Here is a 22,141-nt window from a genome sequence, read left to right as displayed (position 1 = left end):
TCCTATTCGTTAAGATGGATGTGTCGTAATTGTCCATCCCAATTTGGCAGGGCTGTTTTCAAAAAGGCTGGAACTAGCTGGGTATTCTGGAGCTTATCCAAGTCAATCCACTCGCAGGGCTGAGATTTCTCATCTTCCTGCATGGTCAATGGGGCGTCCTCCAGTAGATCAACCAGATAATGAAATTCGATGTTGTGATAGGAAACACCGTCCTGTTCAAAACGATTTTCAACCACGAAAGCTAGCTGCCTAGCCTCAGCTTTGACACCCAGTTCTTCGATCACTTCACGGACTACCGCGTCTTCCGTGCTTTCATTGACTTGAATCGCACCGCCAATAGTGTAATACTTGTCCTTGTCTTTAGTAACTAGAAGTTTGCGATTTTGGAGAATCAACGCTGTCGCCCGAACACCAAAAACCGTATTTCCCACCTTTGTCCGAAAGTCTTGTTGAGTCATTTTTGTCCTTTCCCTTAAACGACACAAAAACAGTCAAAACTCGTAAGAAGTGCAGGACAAAAAGCCTGCAACATCCATGAGCTTTGACCATCATTTCTATTGCTTTTATTATTGTAGCAAATTGAGAACATTTGTCAATCTAAATGTACTATGATTGGCGAATTGCTTCAAAAGCTCCTTGGTCAATCTCAACTGGGTCAGAGAAAGCATCCAGAACAATCCCTCTCACAGGAAAACTCTCTATCCCTTCCGCTGCAAACAAACAGTCCGTAAGAGATAATTGCAACCAAGAAAAGCGGTCGTAATAGTCTTTGGGGATGTCTTGAGTTTCTGAGAAGCAAGGATAAAAGTAGTCATCTCCCTTTTGCAGAATATCCGGTTTTAGGCGAGCACCTTCTTGTCCGTCACTCTCATCCATCAGAGAAGGATTGAAGGGAACCCAGACTTTAGCCTGCTTCAATTCTTTGAACAAGACCTCTATCGACTCTGTCGTTTTCTCCCTTAAATACTGTTTTTTGTAGTCAGAGAGAGTCATTGATTTCTCTTTTTTAGCCGTTTTCTTCTTAAAAAACTGAAACATATTCAATCCTCTTAGAACATCTTTAAATGTACTGACAAACCTTGCCATCACGGTAGGCATTGTCAATCAAACCACCACCGAGACACTCTTCACCATCGTAAAAGACAACTGCCTGCCCTGGTGTAATCGCACGTTGTGGTTCCGCAAAGATGACCTCTGCCTTGTCTCCTTTGACATGTACAGTCACCTTCGAGTCTGGCTGACGGTAGCGGAATTTAGCCGTACATTCTAGCGTAAACTCCTCTGGCATGTCACGAGTAAAGTGAACTTGACTAGCCTCTAAGCTAGTTGACATGAGCGCTTCATGATAGAAACCTTGTCCTACATAGAGGATATTTTGGCTCAAATCTTTTCCGACAACGAACCAAGGAGCATTGTCGCCGCCGTGTTGACCACCGATACCGAGTCCCCCACGCTGACCAATTGTATAGTACATAAGGCCCGCATGCTCGCCCATATCGCGACCATCCACAGTCATCATGCGACCAGGTTGAGCTGGTAGATAATTGCTGAGAAATTCTTTAAAGTTCTTTTCTCCGATAAAGCAAATTCCTGTTGAATCTTTCTTCTTGGCAGTCGCAAGTCCAGCTTCTTCAGCTATTTTTCGGACTTCAGGTTTTTCCAAATGCCCCAAAGGAAACATGGTTTTTTGGAGTTGTTCTTGCGACAGTTGACTGAGGAAATAGGTCTGGTCTTTGCCATCGTCCACGCCACGAAGCATGTGAACGATGCCATCCTCATCACGCGCCACTCGAGCATAGTGACCAGTCGCCACATAGTCAGCCCCCAAGGTCATGGCATAGTCCAAGAAAGCCTTAAACTTGATTTCCTTGTTACACATAACATCTGGATTTGGCGTGCGTCCTGCACGGTATTCCGCTAGGAAATACTCAAAAACGCGGTCCCAATACTCTTTTTCAAAGTTGACAGAGTAGTAAGGAATGCCAAGTTGGTCTGCCACTGCAGCCACATCCTTATAATCTTCGGTCGCCGTACAGACGCCGTTTTCATCTGTGTCATCCCAGTTCTTCATGAAGATACCGATCACATCGTAGCCCTGATCCTTGAGCAAGAGAGCCGTCACCGACGAATCAACACCACCACTCATCCCCACGACAACACGTGTTTTAGAGTTATCACTCATGGTAGTTCTCCCATCTATTCGTTTATTCACGATTGAAGGTCGTGTTTGCTATCACGATTGAAGGTCGTTTGAGCAGTTTTCATTATAACATGCTTAGATAGAGAAGACAAGAAAGAGGCTGACAAATCTAGCAATCTCTTCTGTAAATACATAAAATTAAGAACACAAAAAAGTAATTCATACCTAAACTTCTATTCTCTTTAAAAACTTATTTTTAAAATCAACTAAAAATGATATACTGTAATAAGGAGGAATGCGCACATGATTCCTTACATATACCTTTATCCACGTGCGTAGAACTATTGTGAACAACTACAAAGATATTCTAAAATCAAAAAATACTATTTTTATTATTACACTTATTGCAGGTATTGGACTTTTAACAGCCTTAGTCCTCCATCAAGAACATGTTCAAGCAGAGAGAGGAAACGTTGCTCTCATCAAACAACAAAAAAATCAACAAGATGTTGAATATGTAAAAAAGGCTATTAAAGACTTCAACATCGATTCTGAAAGCATAATAGATGATTGGAAAAAGATTCAGGAATTGAAACCAACCACTGATGCTGGTAAAAAGACACTAACAGACTTTCTCACTTCTACTGCCGATAAAGTCACAAAGCATTATACTGAAAAAGCTTTAAAATTATATATAAAGGATTCTGATAGTCAGTTTCAAGATAAACAAACACTCGAAACAACCATTACTTCCTTGCAAAAAATAATAGACATCATTAAAAACATTAATTCTGCCATCGACCAAGCTGTTCTTGAAGAAAAGATAAAACCAATTCAAGAACTGATCTCTAAATTCCAAAAACAAGTTGAATTCTTGACAAAAAAAGAAGAACAAAAATCTAACCAAACAGAAACAACTAGTAGCGTTCAGAGGACTGAAGTCTACTATTCGGATGATAGCAGCTACACTCCAACCTATACTGAATCATATGGAAGTATAAATAATTCTCAAGCACCTGCAGCTGAGCAATATTCGTCTGATAGCGCTGGCAGTGAAGGAAATCATAGTGTTGATACACAAGGTCAACCTTCTAATTCTTCCGGTTCTCAAGCAGAGTCTAATAACCACAGTGATTAGACTGAAGTTCACGAAACAAACCGTTCATCTTACTAATTCGAGTGAAAAATTCCGTAAACATCATTAGTATTAATGAATCTGCCATCACTAATCTTTAAAAAGTATCTCTCATTAAATAAAAATAAAAAAAGAGCCTTTCAAGACTCTTTTTTTATTTCTTAGTACCAACCGTTGTTAAGCCAGAAGTTCTTAGCAGCTGTCCATGAACCGTAACGTCCTGAAACGTAAGCATCTGCTACACGTTCTTGGTTTTCTGCTGAATAGTCACCGTTCAAGTATGAATCTGTCAATTGGTAACGTCCGATGTAGCGTCCGTTTGTAGCTGTGTAGCTACCACCTGATTCTTTTTGAGCAATCCATTCTTTCGCTTCTGCTTCAGATCCGCTTACAGTCGCAGCTGGTGTTGTGCTCTCTTCTGCTACTGGTGCTGGTGTTGCAGTTGCTGGAGCAGAAGTTTCTTCTACAACTGGAGTTTCTTCTGCAGTCGCTGGGGCTGGTGTTGAAACCGGAGCTTCAGTATTTGCAGATGGTGCAGGAGTTGTCGTTGCAGGAGTCGCCGCTACAACTGGAGCTTCTCCTTCAATAACTAAAACTTGGTCAACATAGATGAGGTCAACGTTTTTAATGTTGTTCAATTTAGCCAATTTATCAACTGTTGTGTTGTAAGTTTCAGCAATTTCTGAGAGAGTATCTCCAGCTTTGACTGTGTAAGTTTTTGATTCTTGTGCAAAAGTTAATGATGGTGCTAGGAAAGCAAGTACTACTGCTAATCCCGCAAATTTAGTTTTAATGTTTGATTTCATTTAAAAAAGTTTCTCCTTCTTTCTTATACTACCATGATACCCTTCTATTGTTACTATTTGTTAACGATTTTGTGTAGAAATGTTACAGAACTGTGATTTATTTACTTAAAAACAGCTTTTTTTGTTACAAAAGCCTTGTTATTAAAGGGTTTTTGGTGTTTTTAGAGATTTTGGAACGGAAATAAGCACTTACATCTAAACTTTGCTATAATAGAAGTAAGAATCTTTTTAAGGGGAAACAGATGCAATCACTTCGTTTTCAATCTGTCTTTGATATTATCGGACCAGTTATGATTGGACCATCTAGTAGTCACACGGCAGGAGCTGTTCGAATTGGGAAAATTGTTTCATCAATTTTTGATGATACACCAACTGAGGTCGAGTTCCAGCTTTTTAATTCTTTTGCAAAAACCTATCGTGGACACGGGACAGACCTTGCCCTAGTCGCTGGGATTTTGGGCATGGATACAGATGATCCAGAAATTCCAAATAGTTTAGAAATTGCTCATAAGCGTGGCATTAAAATCGTATGGACCATCCAAAAAGATAGTAATGCTCCCCACCCAAACACCACAAAAATCACTGTGAAGAACGATCGTAAGACTATCAGTGTAACAGGAATCTCAATCGGTGGTGGTAACATCCAGGTGACAGAACTAAATGGCTTTGCCGTATCTCTCAACATGAACACCCCTACCATTATCATCGTTCATCAGGATGTCCCTGGTATGATTGCTCATGTGACAGAGGCCTTATCGCGCTTTGATATTAACATCGCTCAAATGAATGTAACTCGAGAAAAAGCTGGTGAAAAAGCCATCATGATTATCGAAGTTGATAGTCGTAACTGTGAAGAATCTATCGAAGAAATTCGTAAAATTCCTCATTTGCACAATGTCAACTTCTTTCAATAGGAGAAAATATGTTTTACTCTATCAAAGAATTAGTCGAACAAGCCGAACTTGATTTTCAAGGAAATGTTGCTGAACTCATGATTACGACTGAGTTTGAGCTAACCGGTCGTGAACGCGAAGAAGTTCTCCTACTCATGGAACGTAATCTTGAAGTCATGAAAGCTTCTGTTGAACTTGGCCTTAGTGAAAAGAAATCTCGTAGCGGTTTGACAGGTGGTGATGCTGCCAAGCTTGACCACTACATCAAAAAAGGAAAGACGCTGTCTGACTTCACTGTCTTGTCTGCGGCCCGTAACGCTATCGCCGTTAATGAACACAATGCCAAGATGGGATTGGTCTGTGCAACTCCTACTGCTGGTAGTGCCGGTTGTCTTCCCGCTGTCCTCACAGCTGCTATTCAAAAGTTGGGTCTAACTCATGAACAACAACTAGATTTCTTATTTGCTGCGGGTGCTTTTGGTCTTGTCATTGCGAACAATGCTTCTATCTCAGGTGCCGAAGGTGGCTGTCAAGCCGAAGTTGGTTCAGCTTCAGCCATGAGCGCTGCTGCCCTAACCCTAGCTGCTGGCGGAACGCCTTATCAAGCGAGCCAGGCCATCGCCTTCGTTATCAAAAATATGCTTGGTCTTATCTGCGATCCCGTTGCAGGTTTGGTTGAAGTTCCATGCGTTAAGCGTAACGCCATGGGAGCAAGCTTCGCCTTTATCGCAGCCGATATGGCCTTAGCTGGTATCGAATCAAAAATCCCAGTTGATGAAGTCATTGATGCCATGTACCAAGTGGGCTCTAGTCTTCCAACCGCCTTTCGTGAAACTGCCGAGGGAGGCCTTGCTGCCACACCGACAGGTCGTCGCCTTCAAAAAGAAATCTTTGGTGAATAATTTCATCATTATGAGGAGAATCAATGTCATCTCTATCAGCCATCTTTTTCGATCTAGATGGAACCCTTGTAGATAGTTCAATCGGTATTCACAATGGGTTCACCTATACTTTCGAACAACTGGGAGTCTATAGTCCAGATGCAAAAACCATCCGTAGCTTTATGGGACCACCATTAGAAACAAGTTTCGCTAGTTGCCTCCCAGCAGATCAAGTTGAAACAGCTATCCAGCTTTATCGTTCCTACTATAAGGAAAAGGGAGTTTACGAAGCCCAGCTCTTTCCACAAATCAAAAGCCTGCTAACTGAACTAGCTCAACAATATCCTCTCTATATCACAACAACCAAAAACACTCCAACAGCAGTCCATATGACAAGCAACTTTGAAATCAATCATTTCTTTGACGGTATCTATGGTTCAAGCCCTCAAGCACTTCACAAGGCGGATGTCATCCGTCAAGCTTTGGCAACTCATAACTTGGAGCCAGAAAAAGTGGTTATTGTTGGAGATACCAAGTTTGATATGATTGGCGCCCAAGAAACTGGTATTAAAAAACTAGCGGTGACTTGGGGATTCGGCGATGAAACGGAGCTCATGACCTATCATCCTGACTGGATTGCTCACCACCCAACAGACATTTTACAGCATCTACAATTAAAACGTTAAACAAAAGACTCCCAGCCTAAAAGTTAGGTTTGGGAGCTTTTTGTCTGATCATAATGAGGAGAATGACATTCCCCATATTCGTCCAATTATTCAAAAGGGGAAACTTCTTCGCTTTCAACTTCTTTAGGCCTATTGGTTGTTACTATTTCTACTTCCTTACTTGGCATAGCTAGCAGAACTAATAGAGCAAAACGTCCGACCATTGGAACAAAGTGAAGGAAGATAAAGGCCCAGTGGAATCCAGCATCACGCAAACGGCGAACCGACAAAGCTAGTGTTGGCACTAAGATTGCTAGGTAGAAAACTGCATAAATAATAACAACTAAGCCAAACACCATAAAAGTCGCTTCGCTCACTGAATCGTCTATCGAATCCATCACGGCACTAAGAAATACAGTGTAGAAATAGATAATCCAGAAAGGAATAGAAAGGATAAAGTTTCCTAGCCAAACCCACCAGTAATCTGGTCGCGTTGATCGTCCAGTGAACTCTGCATAATTCTTAAAAAAATTCTTATACGCGTTAATCATGAGATACTCCCGACTTTTATTTTCATCAATATAACTAACTATTCAGTTATAGAACACTCCCAAATCTATTTTTAGATATGGGAGTGTTAGATATTTGCTTAACAATATAAAGAAAACTCTAAAACAGTTTCACTTGCAAAACCTAAACTTCTTAGTTTTTGTCTGATTCTTCTAATGGTGAAACTTCTACAACTTCTTCAGTTTCATTGATGGTCACTACTTCTACTTGTTTCGTTGGCATAGCTAACAAAACTAAAAAAGCAAGAGGTCCAACCATGGGAATAAAAATGATAAAGATTAGAGCCCAGTGGAAACCAGCATCACGTAGTCGACGAACTGTCAATGCAAGTCCAGGTAAGAAAAGTGCTATACCGAAGATCATATAGATAATAGCAATTCCACCCAAGGCCATAAGAGCCGCCTCATTTCTTGGATTTGCGAGTGCCTTAAAATATACTGAGTAAAAAGGGACAAGGAGGATCATGTTTCCTAGCCAAACCCACCAATAGTCGGAACGTGTTGAACGACCTGCAAAATCTACATAGCCTTTAAAGAAATTTTTATAAGCGTTAATCATAAGTTACTCCCTAATTTTTTATTTACTATAGTTTACCATATCTGTTCAATAATAACAAGTTTGTTCAAAAAACTCTGAAAGTCTCTCGAAATCTAGAAAAAAGATACTATCCGCTCTTTCTCATAAACAGAAGTTGCAGATAATATCTCATCTTTTTTTATTCAGCATGTGTTGTTTCATTAGCAAAAGCTATGATTGCTCTCTTCAATTCAGAACCCTGCATAGTACGGAACTCTTCAATCTTCTGATTGATCATTTCAAGAGGCATCACATTTACTTTACCAACAAAAATCTTGTCCATAACTTGGTTTTCAACTAACTCCGTAGATACAAGTAACTCTTCATATAGTTTTTCACCTGGACGAATACCTACTTCTACGATTGGGATCTCATTTTCAGTATGCCCACTGAGTAGAACCATTTTCTTAGCCAAATCGTAAATACGTACAGGTTTACCCATATCAAGGATAAAGACTTCCCCATCCTTGGCATAAGCTCCCGCATGAATCACCAAACGACTAGCTTCTGGAATGGTCATAAAGTAACGAGTCATTCGGAAGTCTGTCACCGTAACAGGTCCGCCTTCAGCAATCTGACGTTCAAAGACAGGAATCACACTACCACGACTACCGAGAACATTTCCAAAACGAACCGCACAGTAGGTTGATTGGCTACGTTGGTTAAAGCCAGTCACAATTAACTCAGCTACACGTTTAGTTGCTCCCATTACGTTTGGTGGATTAACGGCCTTATCTGTCGAAATCATAACCATTTTTGGTACTCTAGCAGCGTCAACTGCTCTAGCAACATTATAGGTTCCAAGGATATTATTCTTGAAGGCTTCTTTTGGATTGCGCTCCATCATTGGAACATGTTTATGGGCTGCAGCATGGTAAACAATCGCTGGTTCGTACTGTTCAAAAACTTGAAGCAAACGATCGTAATCTTGAATATCAGCAATGACAGGAACAAAATCAATTTCCTGGAACTTGCGAATCAATTCATGGTAAATCAGATAAATAGAGTTTTCTCCATGACCGAGCAAAATGACACGTTCAGGGTTGAATCGACTAACTTGACGGCAGATTTCTGAACCAATTGAACCTCCGGCTCCAGTTACCAAGATTGTTTTGCCAGTGATTTCAGAACCCAGACGTGATTCATCAAGCTGAATCTCTTTACGTCCCAACAGGTCCGTGATATCAATTTTCTGGAAACCACCTACTTGAGGCTGGATACCTTGCACAACTGACTCAATCATCGGCATTTTGAAGCATTTTACACCGATACCGTTACACATTTGCAGGATTCGTTCATATTCAGATGGATCTAGAGACGGAATCGCAACGATAACTTTTTCAACTCTGTAGCGTTTAGCCAATTCTGGTAGATCATCATAAGACCCCAAAACTGGGATTTTCCCAAGTTTTTGTCCTTTTTTCTTTTCATCATTATCCAAAATCCCAACTAGTTCAAGGTCACTAGTAGGATGTTGGTAGCTGTTCATAAAGAGCGCGCCACCATCACCAGCACCAATCAAGAAGGTGCGACGGTGTTCTCCAGCTCCATTTCCCTTTTTACGTCTTGAGTAAATCAACTGCCAAGTGATACGAGGAAGTAGAATCAAGAAAGTTGTTAATAGGATAAAGAGTACGATAAAGCGGATAGAAAAGAGCGGCAAGAAAGCATAGCAGATCACATAAGATAAGATACTACTGATAGTCACTCCGAAGAAAATCTTCATGAAATCTGTTATTTTGCTATATCGACTAATACTAGCATTAAGCCCCCAGAATCCAATCATCAGTTGGTAGAAAAGGAAGGTTAGACCTGTGTAAATGACATAGTCTACCGGGGCTGGATTAATCAAGCCATAAAATAGAATATAGGAAACAATAATTGATAAGACCATACTGGCAATATCAAAAAATCCCCAAAATATTTGTTTCTGTTGTTTATTTAATACTTCAACCAGATCAATTACGTAATCTGTAATTTTTTTATTCATGTGAATGGTATCCTCCTACACAGAATCACATTTACTAGCAGTGATAAGATATAGTTTTAAAATCCTATCAGCTAGACATTACTTGCTTTTTCTTAGAAGTTTCAAAAATATAAACTGTCGCACAAATCCTGGACATAGGGCAACGACAACTTGGATTAAAACACTTTTCAGATATTCGCCATAAGAAATCTGTCCACGAGCGTGCATTCTCTTTCGTGCTTGGCGATAGAGTTTAAGATAGCGAAGACCTCCACGTCGTTCAAACATCCCAGCTCCCACGCGCACCTTACATAGAATTTGATCCACATTTCCAGTTCGAGCTCCTGCACTAATCATATTGAGCCAGAGAAGATCATCTTCCATATAAAGGCCATCCTCATAGTTACCAGCCTTGAGCACCATTTCTTTTTTGAACATAACCGTCATATGATTAAAGGCACTTCTCATACGTTGGTAGGCAATGATATCCTCATGCTTAGTCGGTACACGACGGTAAGACACAATCTCGTCAGGTTGGTCGATAAACTCTGCGATATGACCACCTAGCAGGTCCAAGTTTTCTTTTTCCATCAATTCGAACTGTTGTTCGAAACGGTCTTCAACAGCAATATCATCTGTATCCATACGAGCAATGACGTCATATTGGCACTGTAAGACACCGTACTGAAGCGCTAAACCTAAGCCACGATTTTGCTCAAGTGGGCAACGTTTGATTGGAATACTTGACTGTGCTTCCAATTTCTCCAAAACTTGATACAGTTCAGGTGTCAGCGGACCATCTTCGACGATGACCACTTCGCTAGGTTTGAGCGTTTGATGTATGATACTCTCTACTGCCTCTTCCAGAAAGGCTGGATTTTCTTTAACATAGACTGACATCAGGACGCTAAATTTACGATTTTCAGACACAGTAGTTCTCCAATGTATAGATTTTCTTTCACTATTTTATCACAATTTTTCAGACTTTCCTATTTTTATTTGAATCCCAGAAAAAAACTAGTAAATATATTGTCCTTATTTTCTATGATTTCTATCGGCTACGTAGCGAATCACGTCAGGTCAACTTGACATCTTTAGGAAAAAAAATTAAAATAAGCTGTTATCAAAATCAGCTTATTGAGGTTCACATGAAAAAACGATCACTCTTTTTTATTCTAGGAATTATCTTAATTGGAGCGGTCTTAAGAGCTCCTTTCACAGCTTTACCAACTGTTTTGGGAGATATTGCCCAAGGTTTAGGCGTGGAAGTTAGTTCACTTGGTGTTTTGACCAGTCTCCCTCTCTTGATGTTTGCCCTCTTCTCCTCTTTTGCAACTCGTTTAGCTCAAAAAATTGGACTCGAGCATCTTTTCACCTATAGTCTTATCGTATTGACCATCGGTTCAGTGATTCGTATCTTTAATCTTCCTCTACTCTATCTAGGGACTTTACTCATCGGAGCAAGTATTGCAATCTTTAACGTGCTCCTTCCTAGCGCCATTCAGGCCAATCACCCACAAAAGATTGGCTTTCTGACAACCATCTATGTGACCTCTATGGGGATTACAACGGCTCTTGCTTCCTATCTCTCAGTCCCCATTACTCAGGCAACATCCTGGAAAGGCTTGATTCTCTGTTTATCCTTGGTCTGCTTACTAACTTTAGTTGTCTGGTTCCCCAATCATCGTCACAATCATTTTCTAAAAGGAAGTGAGAAAAAACAAAAAAAAGAGAATATCTTAAAAAACAAGGAAGTTTGGGCTATTATTGTATTCGGTGGACTTCAGTCCTTACTCTTCTATACCAGTATGACCTGGTTACCTACCATGGCAATCAGTGCTGGCTTATCTCACACAGATGCCGGTCTTTTAGCTTCGATCTTTTCTCTGACTAGTATCCCCTTCTCGATGACTATTCCAAGTTTAACGACTCGTTTGTCCAATCGTCACCGTCAAATCATGCTAACAGTCATCTCTATCGCCGGATTGCTTGGAATTGCCATGCTCTTATACCCGAGCAACAGCTTCCTCTACTGGTTAGTAGCGCATCTCTTGATTGGTACTGCCTGTAGCGCTCTTTTCCCTTATCTCATGGTTTGCTTCTCCATCAAAACTAGCTCGCCTGAAAAGACAGCCCAATTGTCTGGACTTGCCCAGACCGGAGGCTACATTTTGGCAGCTGTCGGTCCAACTCTCTTTGGTTACAGCTTTGACATCTTCCATTCTTGGATCCCAGCCGTACTGACTCTTTTAATGATTGATATCATCATGACAATCGCTCTCTTTATGGTGGATAGTTCGGATAAGATTCTTTAGTTTTTCAAAAATCCATCACCGCTATAAACAATACAAAGCCAGACATCTGTCTGGCTTTTTGTAAAATAATCTTTCCGAAATCAGATAAACAGTATTTGCAAAATGTCTATATTTATCTATAAAAAAATCTGTAGTAGATTAATAGATTATTTTATGTTAAAATAAAGTTGCGCATGATCAGATTTTTGACTTGTGTGTTCGCAAGTATTAACAAAAATGTTACCAGAGTGTTCAGCTCACTCCAGTAATCCCAAAACTAAGGCAAATAGGCTTCTTCTGGAAAAAGTTGCAGTATGTTTTATCTCTGCTAAAGGAAGATTTCTATACTGTCGTTCGCATAAGAGTTTTCATGCGCTTTTTTATTAAGGATAAGATAATGACTAAATTAAATCGATTAGAAACCAAGGATGACTTTGCAAGGCTTCTTGGTTTTAAAAACGCCAGATACATTAACTATTTATTATACATTATAAAGACAGATAATTTGTATGACTCTTTCACAATACCTAAAAAAAATGGTGGAGAGAGAGTTATACATGCACCTAAAAAGGAGCTAAAATTTCTTCAGAAAAAATTAGCTGATGTTTTATGGGAGTGTCACCTTGAAAGCATAGAATCTAAAAAAACTCTTCAGAAAAGATTGGCTGCTATCTTATGGGAATGCTACCTTAAATGTTTAAATTTTAATTATATAGAGAATAATTTAGCCAATGTTTTATGGGAGTGTTTTCTGAAAGTTTTGGAATTCAGACCTAAAGAAAAAAATCCTGTACTGTCTCATGCATTTGAAAAGGGTAAAAGCATTATAACCAACTCTCAAATGCATCGAAACAAGAAATATATCCTTAACATTGATCTGAAGGACTTTTTTGATTCTTTTAATTTTGGGAGAGTAAGAGGCTTCTTTATAAAAGATAGAGATTTCGCTGTTTCACCAGAAATTGCTACTGTAATCGCACAAATTGCGTGTTATCAAGGTAAGCTTCCACAAGGATCCCCGTCATCTCCAATCATCACAAATTTAATTACTAGAATTTTAGATTATCGGATTGTCAAAATTGCTAAAAAATATCGTTTTACATATTCTAGATATGCCGATGATATGACTTTTTCGACAAATCGTGAACTAAACTCTAATAAACTGAGAGCAAGCAAAGAATTAGATAACTTTTTAACTGAATTAGAGGAGGTAATCATCTCATCTGGTTTTGAAATTAATCCTAACAAAACACGATTGAGTAATAACATGCAACGTCAAGAAGTTACTGGACTGGTTGTCAACAAAAAGATAAATGTAAAAAGAGAGTACATAAAAAATACTCGCGCAATGGCCTTTCAATTATACAAAGATGAAGCTTTTGAAATAGATAAGAAACCAGGAACGATCAATCAACTAACAGGACGCTTTGCTTTTATTTTCCAAATAGATCAATACAACAACTACTTACTTTATAAAAAGTCCCTGATACAAAATAATCTGGATTCACAAAAATATTTATTAGGCAGAAACTCATCAAAAAAATCTGAATCGAAATATTATTGGAAGTATATCTTTTATAACAAAGATTTACGAAAAGAATTATTCTATAATAAAAAACATAATACTTATAATTTACCTAAAGAATTTTACAGTATAGGTAAGGAAGAAAAGAAAATGTACATGTCTCTATTTAACTCTAGAGAAAAAGAGTACAAGAAATTTCTATTTTATAAATATTTTTTCGAAAATGACAAACCTATAATTGTAACGGAGGGGAAGACCGATCCACGATATATTAAAGCAGCTTTAAAAAAACTTTATAAAAAATATCCAGAACTTATTCAAAAAGTAGGAAATAATTTTGTATTTAAAATTGAATTTCTAAATCATACTAATACGATAGAGTATCTTTTTAATGTTCCTGAAGGGGGAGAAGGATTTAAATATTGGTATAATTATTTTTCTGACAAAGAGGGGGTACAAATGAGTGATAATGAAAAGGTACTATATTTGAATTATATCGATTATTTTGAAAAGCTAACAAAAAAAAGTCCTAAGAATCCAACGATTTTTTTATTTGACAATGAGCCATCAGGTAATCCTCTTTTTAAATTTTTTAATTATGCTACAGATTTAAACGTTAGTAGCAATAATCTTGGTCAAGTTAGAGGTACATCATTTAATAGGATTACTAAGAAAAATAATTTGTATATAATGGCAACGCCATTATTATCTACTAGAAATAATGGAAATTCCTCTGATATTGAATATCTACTATTATCTCGTAATCCATCACCTATTTTAAAAGGGAAGACATTCTCCAAAGGTGGTGGTGCTAATCATTATGGAAAAGATATTTTTTCAAAGTATGTTCTAAAGAATTATAAGAAATTCGATTTTACTGAGTTTATTCCATTACTAGACGGCATAAGAGATAATATCCTAAATTATTAATCATGATTCTTGCTTATTTTTAAAATATTGACTTCTATCAAATATCAAATTTATACAAGGCATCCTCCAATCTTCTAGTTTTCACTAGGAGTTTTTTATATATAAAAATTTTACACATATTACTTGACAGGGCTTACAAATAGATGTATGATGTATGTGTAGAATAATTATATATAAAATTTTTACATACTAAAAAAGGAGGTGCCCCATGTATTTTCCAACATCAGCGGCCTTGATTGAATTTCTCATCTTGGCCATCCTAGAACAAGGGGATTCCTATGGTTATGAAATTAGTCAAACCATTAAACTCATTGCCAAAATCAAGGAATCTACCCTCTACCCCATCTTGAAAAAACTGGATACCAACCGCTATCTGACTACATACTCTCGCGAATACCAAGGTCGGATGCGGAAATACTACTCCTTAACAGAGATTGGGGAGGAGCAACTATTTGTACTCAGGGAAGAGTGGACACTCTACACTGACACTATCAACGGCATCATAGAAGGGAGCATTCGCCATGACAAGAACTGAATATTTGAATCAGCTTGAAGCCTATCTGATGAAGCTTCCTCAATCTGATCGCATCGAAGCCATGGACTACTTCAAAGAACTCTTTGATGATGCTGGTCCAGAAGGTGAGGAAGAGCTAATGACTAGTCTGGGAAGTCCTAAAGAGGCTGCCCATGACATCCTGACTACACTTCTTGATAAAAAAATCAACGAAGAAAATTCCAATAAGAACAACCGTCAGGTTTTACAAATCGCAATCCTCGCACTTCTGGTTGCACCTATTGGGATTCCAGTCGGTATCGGCATCCTCATGGCTATCATCGGGATTTTTATCGCTGCGGTTAGTGTACTTTTAGCCTTCTTTGCTGTATCAGCAGCTGGACTAATCCTAGGAGGCGTTCTCCTATTTGAAAGCTTCTACGTTCTGGCTGAATCGACATCTGCTTTTATGCTGATTTTTGGTGGAGGTTTGCTAGCTATTGGAGCTTCATCTTTAGTTCTGCTGGCGACTTCCTATGTGACCCGTTTCTTTGGAATACTAATCCTTCGACTTATTCAGTGGATTCTTAATAGAGGAAAGAGAGGTGAAAGTCATGCGTAAATTAACAAAAGGATTTCTTATCTTTGGTGTTGTTACTAGTATCATCGGTTTTGCCATGATGATCATCGGCATCCAAACCGATGGTGTCAGAAACCTCCTTGCAATGTCACAAAAACCAGTCTTTGAGAGCCGAATGGAAGAGCTCGTTTTTGATCAAGATATTGAAAATCTTAACATGTCACTGACAGAACATTCGTTAGTCATTAGAGAATCTAGCGATGACAAGATCCACATCCAGTATCATCCAACCTTCTCTGAAAAAGAAAATCTTCAACATTCTCTCAAAGAAAAAACTCTTGAGATTTCAGACACCAAGTCAACTACACGTCGTTCTGTGGGTTCTAGTATCGAGGGAATCCTATTTATCGCAAGCGGAGTCTCTAGACGTAATGATGAAGTCGTTCTATCACTACCGAAAGGAAGAGAATTAAAAAACCTAACAGCGCAGGTTAATCATGGTGTCCTTTCGATTGCCGATGTAAAACTCAGCAATGCCAAGATTCTGTCAAATGGCTTTCTTCTTCGTATCACTAATAGCGAAATCAAAAATAGCCAGCTGACCACAACTGGAATTGTCAATGTATTTGGAACAAGTCTAACAGATAGTCGCATCCAAGCAGACCATGAACATATCACTACAGACGATATCCAAGTGCACGGTAAGGTAGAGCTAAAGGCAAAAAAAGATATGGTCATCCAGTTATCCAAAAAAGAACTTGAGAGAATCAATCTTAACCTCTCATCTGAACACGGCGCTATTTATCATCGAACTCGAGAAGGAGTTCATCCTGTCCAGGGAAATCATGAAAATAAGGACGAAGAATTCTCCAATCCTTACAACGTAGAGAAAAAAGATACGCAAGATCTCCTCGTCGCAAAGGCAGGTCAAGATATCAACATTCCAGACGAACCGGATCGCTCACCCAATGCGAGAAATTATGAATAATAGTTAATCATTACTACTCAAACAAGAAATAAAAAGGAGGTCTCATCATGACTCAAGAATGGTTCGAAAGTGCTGATTTCGAGAAAACAGCCAACAATGAGAAAAAAGATAACCCATCTGACTCAGTCATTCCCCAAGAAGAGTTAAAAGAAAAAGAAGAGTTGCCAGTGGTTGAAGAAAGCCTTCAAGCCAATCCTGAAGAACAAGAAGCTGACCTAGAAAAAGTAGAGAATGGCGAACACGAAGAAATCGTAGCAAATACAGACAAGTCAGAAGAACCTGTAGAGACTGAAGAACATGAAGAACTGGCAACAAAGACAGACCAAGCAGAAAAACCAGTTAAGGAAGCACCTCAGCCTAGCAAATCTTTGGAAAGTCCATTTGTTCCAGATCCTGTCCCTACAAAAACTGCAATCTTCAAAGAAGAATTGGCTGATTTTTGGGTCTGGTTACAAGGTGCTCTTAAAGAGCCAACAGCAAGCATTGATACAGATAAAAAACATAGTTATAATGCCTTTACCCTGCTGACTATCTTTTCTGCTCTTAGTTTCTTCTGTGCGATTTATCATATCAAGCATAACTACTACGGCCATATGGCGGCTATCAACTCTCATGTCAGCGAGCAGTTCCCTTCACTGAATCTCTTTTCTATCTTCTCCATCTTGGTAGCGACAAGTTTATTCTTCTTTTCTATCCTTATGGGTGGATTTGTAGTTAAACGTTTTGTCAATCAGGACAATGACTGGACGCTGGAAAAAGCCTTGCAAGAGTACAGCAGACTCTTCGCCCTTCCTCTCCTGCTCACAGGTATTGCCAGTTTCTTTGCCTTCTTTAATAGTCTACGCTTTGCGGCTCTTCTCTGCCTCATTAGCATTGGTCTGGTACTTCTTGCCAACCTCTATATCATCTCCAGACCAAGTAAAGATAGCCAAACTGATCCCTTCTATCGCCTTCTCTTGGCATTTCTAGTTAACGGTGGTATCCTATTTCTCTTCTTCCTAGCAGAAATGACTCTAGTTTTTGAATATCTACGAATCCTAGCTTTTATGTAAGATAAAGGCAGCGAGAAAGAAAGATATTAGCTTTAGAAGATCATTACTATAAAATTTTAGAAACAAAAAAGCGAACAAGACAGAATTCTGATAATCAGAAAACTAATCTTGTTCGCTTTTTAACTTATATTTGGACTTTTACTCCAAATTTCTTTTTTATCTATTTACTAAGGCTTCAAAATCCTCTCCTGAAACAGGACCTACTTCTACTTGGTTAGCATCTAAGTCCTGATAAAGTTCTTTTGGCAAAGCTCCTAAAAAGGCTTGGTAATCCAGTCTAGCTACTGCTTCATAATCTTCTGGTTTTGAGCCATCCCCAGAGATTTTTACCAAATCAATCTCCCAAACAAGTTCCTTGCCTACCAATTGCTCAACGTAAGGCACAGGAACAACAGGACCTTTTGGCAAAATAGTCTTAACCCCCTGAGCCAAGTGATAGATGCCGTGGATCTTACCCTCACCATCTGGATAAAATTTCGCACTTGCAGGGTAGGCATCTGACTCTTGAACCTTTTTGACTAATGCTTCAAAACGTGCCACTCCATCTTCTTCCAAAAAGCTTTCTAAGTCCTTCTTATCAAAGTAAATAGTTGAAAGAATTCCTTGGCAGAAGGCCAAATGAGCATCCTTATCAGCTAGATAGTTTTTAATAGTTTCTTGGAAATAGTTTTCCAAATCAAAGTCTGACAATCCTTCAACTGCTTCACCAACCTTGCTAGACAAGGCTTGTAAGAGAGCTTCTACAATCTCCCAGTCAGCTCTTGTAATCAAATCAGGAATGATTACTTGATAGCCTTTTTGAGAATCTACATAACGAACTTTAAAGAGAAATTGAGACTTGCCTACGATTCCACACTCGATATACTCAAGGCGATTGAGGGGTTGACGGAGATAGACTGCATCATAACTATGTGACTCTAAGCCATCTACTAGGGCCAAGACTGACTTAGCTGTAAGAATCTCCTGTTGTCCTAAAATACTTTGTTTATTTGGAATAAAAAATGTTTTCACTATAAATAGTCTCCTTTGAAATCGTTTACATATAGTATACACCATTTTCCTGAAAGATGCAGAAACAAATTTAAGATTTTTTGGTCAAAAGCATAGAAAAACAGCCCGTCAGGACTGTCCTACTTTTATACAACTTCAGAATGATCCAAGTTCTCACCAATCGCTGCTAAACGCTCGATGACTTGATCTTGTGTCAATTCATGCTCTAAAACATAGCGATTGCGTGGGTGGACACGGCACTCGTGCGAACAACCACGGAGATATTTATCTTCGTTGTCTTCTGATGCCAAGATACGACGGTTACAGAATGGATTTCCACAGTTGATATAACGTTCACATGGTGTTCCATCAAACCAATCTTTTCCGACGATTGTTGGGTTGACATGGTTGACATCGACTGCAATACGCTCATCAAAGACGTACATTTTCCCATCCCAAAGTTCACCTTGAACTTCTGGGTCTTTTCCGTAAGTGGCGATTCCTCCATGCAATTGGCCAACATCTTTGTAGCCTTCACGAACCATCCAACCAGAGAATTTCTCACAACGGACTCCACCAGTACAGTAGACGACAACACGCTTGTCCATAAATTTTTCCTTGTTATCACGAACCCATTGTGGCAACTCGCGGAAATTGCGGATGTCTGGGCGGATAGCACCACGAAAATGACCTAGGTCATACTCGTAGTCGTTACGAGTATCAAGGACAACTGTATCTTCGTCTAGAAGAGCTTCTTTGAATTCTTTTGGAGACAAGTAAGCACCTGTTGTTTCAAGGGGATCAATATCTTCGTCAAAGTTTTCATCTTCTAAACCAAGGTGGACGATTTCCTTTTTGTAGCGAACAAACATCTTCTTGAAAGCTTGTTCTTCTTCCTCATCAATCTTGAACCAGAGGTCTTCCATACCCGGAAGGCTGTGAACGTAGTCCATGTATTTTTGCGTTGTTTCGTAATCACCAGAAACGGTTCCGTTAATTCCTTCGTCAGCGACTAGGATACGACCTTTCAGGCCGATTGATTTACAGAAAGCCAAGTGGTCAGCCGCAAATTGTTCTGCGTTTTCGATAGGAACATATTTATAGTAAAGTAAAACACGAATAGGTTTTGCCATAAGATTCTCTTTTCTAAGATTAAATTATCAGAATTTTTTATTCAACTACACCAGTATACTCCCCCAAGAAAGCGAATGCAATTTATTTGACCGAAAAATGAAAACAAGGCCTGAAAACAGGTCTTGTTTAGCTGAATATTCGATGAAGAAAAGTTATCAAAAATGGCAAGGTAGCCACAATATTATTGATAACATGAACGATATAACCGGGATAGATACTCTTGGTATAGCGAGTTAGACCCGCATAAAAGATTCCAAATGTCGCAAAAACAAGAATATCTAGTACACTGGGAAAGCTTGTAAAGTGAGGAAGAGCAAATAAAACCGAAGGAAGAATCAGATCAAGCCCAAATTTCGAATCTTTAAAGAAGGCATGTTGGAGCAATCCTCTATAAATCAACTCTTCCATCAGAGGCCCTAGAAAAAATAAGGATAGGTAGAGTCCCAACTCGGCAAAATTTGTCTCACTATAACCAATCAACACAGCCCAACCTTCATAGGTAGACTGAACATGTCTAGCCGTTTGGAAATTAAACGTTATATGAAGCACAGCTACGAGAATTGTCAGCACTGTATACCACAGCCATTTTTTCTTAGGAATAACAAAAAGATATCCATGACCTGTCTTGACTAATATCCATACCATCAGTCCGATGAAGACTAGACTGACAAGATTTCGAATCCAGAAAAAATTGCCAATTTGAGAAGAAAATTGCCAATAGCTTTGGATTATAAGTGTTAGCTGAGAAAGTCCATATACGAAAAATAAGTAGGATAAGATTGCACTGATTTTGAAAAGAGGATGGTATTTTTTCATATGTCTGTAACCTATTTTAAATGTAAGAGCAAAACTCTGAACAAAATGCAGATAATTATATGCAAATATTGAAAAAAGAATCACCACCTTATCTAGAAGACTCTAGACAAGGCAGTGATTGCAATTTTTAGGAATGAATACACGAAATCAATTATTCTTATGATTTTTTGCTTTTCAAGAATTCGTCGTATTGTTTTTGCATTTCATCCAATACTTTTTGATAAGCACCTTCAGATTTAAGTTTTTCCATCAATTCTGGAATAGCTTTTTCTGGGTCTACAGTACCAGTGTTGATAGCTGTATCGAATTGTTGCATAGTGTTAGTGATAGCTGAGATTTCAGATTTCACGTTGTCAGTGTTGAAGATGAATCCAAGCGCTGGAGATTCTTTTGCAGTTTCCAAATCTTTCTTAGATTGTGCAATTTGTTCATCTGTAACGTTTTCGTTGATGTAAAGAATCCAGTTGTTACCAGTGTTCCATCCTGACATATGAGTGTTTCCTTTGTATCCATCAAGGACTTTAACACGGTTTTCTTTACCTGCAACTTTTTCCCAGTTCTTGCCTTCTGGTCCATAAACAAGTCCGTTCAAGAGTTCTGGGTTAGTGTTCAAGAGGTTCAACACTTCCATTGCTTTTTCTTTGTTCTTAGAGTTGTTTGAGATTACAAAGTTAGCAACTTGAGTTGTTTGGTTTTTCTTGATGAAGTTAGTAAATGGTTTGATTTGGATATCTCTGTTAGCAACACGAGAAAGCAAGCTGCTACCGTAGTCAGCTGGTCCTACTGTTTCTTCGCGAACAAACCAAGTATCTTGAGTAAGGTCATATGAAGTTTCGCTTGTTGCTACGTCTTTTGGAATGTATCCTGCTTCATAGTATTTGTGCATAGTCTTCAAGTGTTCAACGAAACGAGGAACTTCGTAACGGTTTACGATCTTAGTAGTGTCGCCTTCAAGGTCGATGACGAATGGAAGACCATTTGCAACTGGGTAGTCAAAGTTTTCTGATGGGATAAAGTTTTTACCAACAGCGAATGGCATTACATCTGGAGCTTTTTCTTTGATTTGTTTCAATACTGGTTCAAGTGTTTCGTATGAAGTTACACCTGAGATATCGATTCCATATTTTTCAAGAAGTGGGCCGTTGAAAGCAAAGTTTTGTGAAGATGCAACGTTGGCTGCAACTGGAACAGAATAAATCTTACCGTTTATAGTGTTACCTTTGATGTAAGCTGGGTCAAGTGCTTTGTAAAGGTCAGCTCCTTCTTTCTTGTACAATTCTGTCAAGTCAGCATAAGCACCTTTTTGAGCGTTTACGACATAGTTATCTGCAAAGGCGATATCATAGTTTTCACCTGATGAAGTGATAACTGACATTTTCTTGCCGTAGTCACCCCAACCAAGGTATTGGATATCCAATTTAGCACCAACTTTTTCTCCGATGATTTTGTTTGCATTTTCTAGCAATTCATCCAAGTTATCTGGTTTGTCACCGATTTGGTACATTTTAATAACAGTCTTATCACCTGATGACGATGATGATGATTCAGCAGCTTTTTGGTTGTTTCCTTTAAGGTTACCACAAGCTGCAAGTCCAGCAGCCAAAGCTAGAAGGCTAGCTGAAGTAAAAGCATATTTTTTCCAGTTTTTCATGATAAAAACTCCTTTTTTTATTTTTAAATTTAAAACAATTTTAGTGATCTACT

The 22,141-nt window shown here is 38.8% G+C and carries 22 protein-coding genes; 10 read left to right on the top strand and 12 right to left on the bottom strand.

The genetic code is table 11. From position 1 onward, the window contains the following. Positions 1–2: 2 nt before the first annotated feature. The 3 genes from TZ94_RS00395 to mnmA form a co-directional block, all read right to left on the bottom strand. Positions 3–458 carry an NUDIX hydrolase gene (locus TZ94_RS00395; RefSeq protein ID WP_045613155.1) on the bottom strand — a complete coding sequence of 152 codons (456 nt, stop codon included), beginning with the start codon at positions 456–458 and terminating at the stop codon, positions 3–5. Between the two features lie 148 nt (positions 459–606). Next, the gene (locus TZ94_RS00390; protein WP_045613153.1) at positions 607–1,038 is read right to left on the bottom strand and encodes an SseB family protein; all 432 of its coding nucleotides are present in this window, start codon (positions 1,036–1,038) and stop codon (positions 607–609) included. Positions 1,039–1,060: 22 nt separating this feature from the next. Next, positions 1,061–2,182 carry a tRNA 2-thiouridine(34) synthase MnmA gene (gene mnmA, locus TZ94_RS00385; RefSeq protein WP_045613151.1) on the bottom strand — a complete coding sequence of 374 codons (1,122 nt, stop codon included), beginning with the start codon at positions 2,180–2,182 and terminating at the stop codon, positions 1,061–1,063. Between the two features lie 304 nt (positions 2,183–2,486). On the opposite strand from mnmA, the gene TZ94_RS00380 reads away from it, so the two are divergent. After that, positions 2,487–3,278: a hypothetical protein gene (locus tag TZ94_RS00380; RefSeq protein WP_045613149.1), complete on the top strand. Its 792-nt coding sequence runs from the start codon at positions 2,487–2,489 to the stop codon at positions 3,276–3,278. 158 nt (positions 3,279–3,436) lie between these two features. On the opposite strand, the gene TZ94_RS00375 is transcribed toward TZ94_RS00380, so the two are convergent. After that, the gene (locus tag TZ94_RS00375; protein ID WP_045613147.1) at positions 3,437–4,081 is read right to left on the bottom strand and encodes a LysM peptidoglycan-binding domain-containing protein; all 645 of its coding nucleotides are present in this window, start codon (positions 4,079–4,081) and stop codon (positions 3,437–3,439) included. Positions 4,082–4,323: 242 nt separating this feature from the next. Here TZ94_RS00375 and sdaAB point away from each other — a divergent pair, with 242 nt between their 5' ends. Genes sdaAB through TZ94_RS00360 form a run of 3 tightly spaced genes read left to right on the top strand, consistent with a single transcriptional unit; the run spans position 4,324 to position 6,541 of the window. Then, a complete protein-coding gene (gene sdaAB, locus TZ94_RS00370; protein WP_006151069.1) occupies positions 4,324–4,995 on the top strand; it encodes an L-serine ammonia-lyase, iron-sulfur-dependent subunit beta in 672 nt (223 codons plus the stop codon). An 8-nt stretch (positions 4,996–5,003) separates the two neighbouring features. Next, on the top strand, positions 5,004–5,876 hold the full coding sequence (gene sdaAA, locus TZ94_RS00365; RefSeq protein WP_016466472.1) for an L-serine ammonia-lyase, iron-sulfur-dependent, subunit alpha: 873 nt from the start codon (positions 5,004–5,006) through the stop codon (positions 5,874–5,876). Between the two features lie 23 nt (positions 5,877–5,899). Continuing rightward, positions 5,900–6,541 (top strand): HAD hydrolase-like protein, encoded by a 642-nt coding sequence (locus TZ94_RS00360; protein WP_045613143.1) that lies wholly within the window; start codon positions 5,900–5,902, stop codon positions 6,539–6,541. Positions 6,542–6,627: 86 nt separating this feature from the next. On the opposite strand, the gene TZ94_RS00355 is transcribed toward TZ94_RS00360, so the two are convergent. The 4 genes from TZ94_RS00355 to TZ94_RS00340 all read right to left on the bottom strand — a co-directional run bounded on the left by TZ94_RS00355 (position 6,628) and on the right by TZ94_RS00340 (position 10,565). Further along, entirely contained in the window at positions 6,628–7,071 is a 444-nt protein-coding gene (locus TZ94_RS00355; protein ID WP_045613141.1) for a DUF805 domain-containing protein, read from the bottom strand. 151 nt (positions 7,072–7,222) lie between these two features. Next, positions 7,223–7,648 (bottom strand): DUF805 domain-containing protein, encoded by a 426-nt coding sequence (locus tag TZ94_RS00350; protein ID WP_045613140.1) that lies wholly within the window; start codon positions 7,646–7,648, stop codon positions 7,223–7,225. A gap of 157 nt (positions 7,649–7,805) precedes the next feature. Next, the gene (locus TZ94_RS00345; protein WP_045613138.1) at positions 7,806–9,656 is read right to left on the bottom strand and encodes a polysaccharide biosynthesis protein; all 1,851 of its coding nucleotides are present in this window, start codon (positions 9,654–9,656) and stop codon (positions 7,806–7,808) included. 78 nt (positions 9,657–9,734) lie between these two features. Next, positions 9,735–10,565 carry a glycosyltransferase gene (locus tag TZ94_RS00340; protein WP_036756316.1) on the bottom strand — a complete coding sequence of 277 codons (831 nt, stop codon included), beginning with the start codon at positions 10,563–10,565 and terminating at the stop codon, positions 9,735–9,737. Positions 10,566–10,783: 218 nt separating this feature from the next. Here TZ94_RS00340 and TZ94_RS00335 point away from each other — a divergent pair, with 218 nt between their 5' ends. The 6 genes from TZ94_RS00335 to TZ94_RS00310 all read left to right on the top strand — a co-directional run bounded on the left by TZ94_RS00335 (position 10,784) and on the right by TZ94_RS00310 (position 17,497). Then, positions 10,784–11,950: a CynX/NimT family MFS transporter gene (locus TZ94_RS00335; RefSeq protein WP_045613135.1), complete on the top strand. Its 1,167-nt coding sequence runs from the start codon at positions 10,784–10,786 to the stop codon at positions 11,948–11,950. A 376-nt stretch (positions 11,951–12,326) separates the two neighbouring features. Next, positions 12,327–14,384, top strand: coding sequence for a retron Ec67 family RNA-directed DNA polymerase/endonuclease (locus tag TZ94_RS00330; RefSeq protein ID WP_045613215.1), 2,058 nt, complete (start codon positions 12,327–12,329; stop codon positions 14,382–14,384). Positions 14,385–14,592: 208 nt separating this feature from the next. Then, a complete protein-coding gene (locus TZ94_RS00325) occupies positions 14,593–14,919 on the top strand; it encodes a PadR family transcriptional regulator (RefSeq protein ID WP_006149048.1) in 327 nt (108 codons plus the stop codon). Then, entirely contained in the window at positions 14,906–15,499 is a 594-nt protein-coding gene (locus tag TZ94_RS00320; protein ID WP_045613133.1) for a DUF1700 domain-containing protein, read from the top strand. Before TZ94_RS00325 ends, TZ94_RS00320 begins: the two co-directional genes overlap by 14 nt. Further along, complete coding sequence (locus tag TZ94_RS00315) at positions 15,492–16,445, top strand: DUF4097 family beta strand repeat-containing protein (RefSeq protein ID WP_045613130.1); 954 nt, start codon at positions 15,492–15,494, stop codon at positions 16,443–16,445. The genes TZ94_RS00320 and TZ94_RS00315 overlap by 8 nt, the downstream gene beginning before the upstream one ends. Before the next feature lie 47 nt (positions 16,446–16,492). Further along, on the top strand, positions 16,493–17,497 hold the full coding sequence (locus TZ94_RS00310) for a DUF6574 domain-containing protein (RefSeq protein WP_045613129.1): 1,005 nt from the start codon (positions 16,493–16,495) through the stop codon (positions 17,495–17,497). Positions 17,498–17,653: 156 nt separating this feature from the next. Here TZ94_RS00310 and TZ94_RS00305 read toward each other — a convergent pair whose 3' ends face one another. From TZ94_RS00305 to TZ94_RS00290, 4 genes are all read right to left on the bottom strand, one after another. Beyond that, positions 17,654–18,511 (bottom strand): DUF4299 family protein, encoded by an 858-nt coding sequence (locus TZ94_RS00305; protein WP_045613213.1) that lies wholly within the window; start codon positions 18,509–18,511, stop codon positions 17,654–17,656. A 122-nt stretch (positions 18,512–18,633) separates the two neighbouring features. Then, entirely contained in the window at positions 18,634–19,620 is a 987-nt protein-coding gene (locus tag TZ94_RS00300) for a rhodanese-related sulfurtransferase (RefSeq protein WP_045613128.1), read from the bottom strand. Between the two features lie 127 nt (positions 19,621–19,747). Next, positions 19,748–20,437, bottom strand: a complete 690-nt coding sequence (locus TZ94_RS00295; RefSeq protein ID WP_045613211.1) for a CPBP family intramembrane glutamic endopeptidase — start codon at positions 20,435–20,437, stop codon at positions 19,748–19,750. Positions 20,438–20,594: 157 nt separating this feature from the next. Next, the gene (locus TZ94_RS00290; protein WP_045613127.1) at positions 20,595–22,088 is read right to left on the bottom strand and encodes an ABC transporter substrate-binding protein; all 1,494 of its coding nucleotides are present in this window, start codon (positions 22,086–22,088) and stop codon (positions 20,595–20,597) included. Positions 22,089–22,141: the final 53 nt, after the last annotated feature.

It is taken from the genome of Streptococcus infantis, assembly GCF_000960085.1.
GTDB lineage: Bacteria > Bacillota > Bacilli > Lactobacillales > Streptococcaceae > Streptococcus > Streptococcus infantis_C.
The sequence above is the reverse complement of the archived record's forward strand: the minus strand, read 5'-3'. Positions and strand labels throughout refer to the sequence as shown.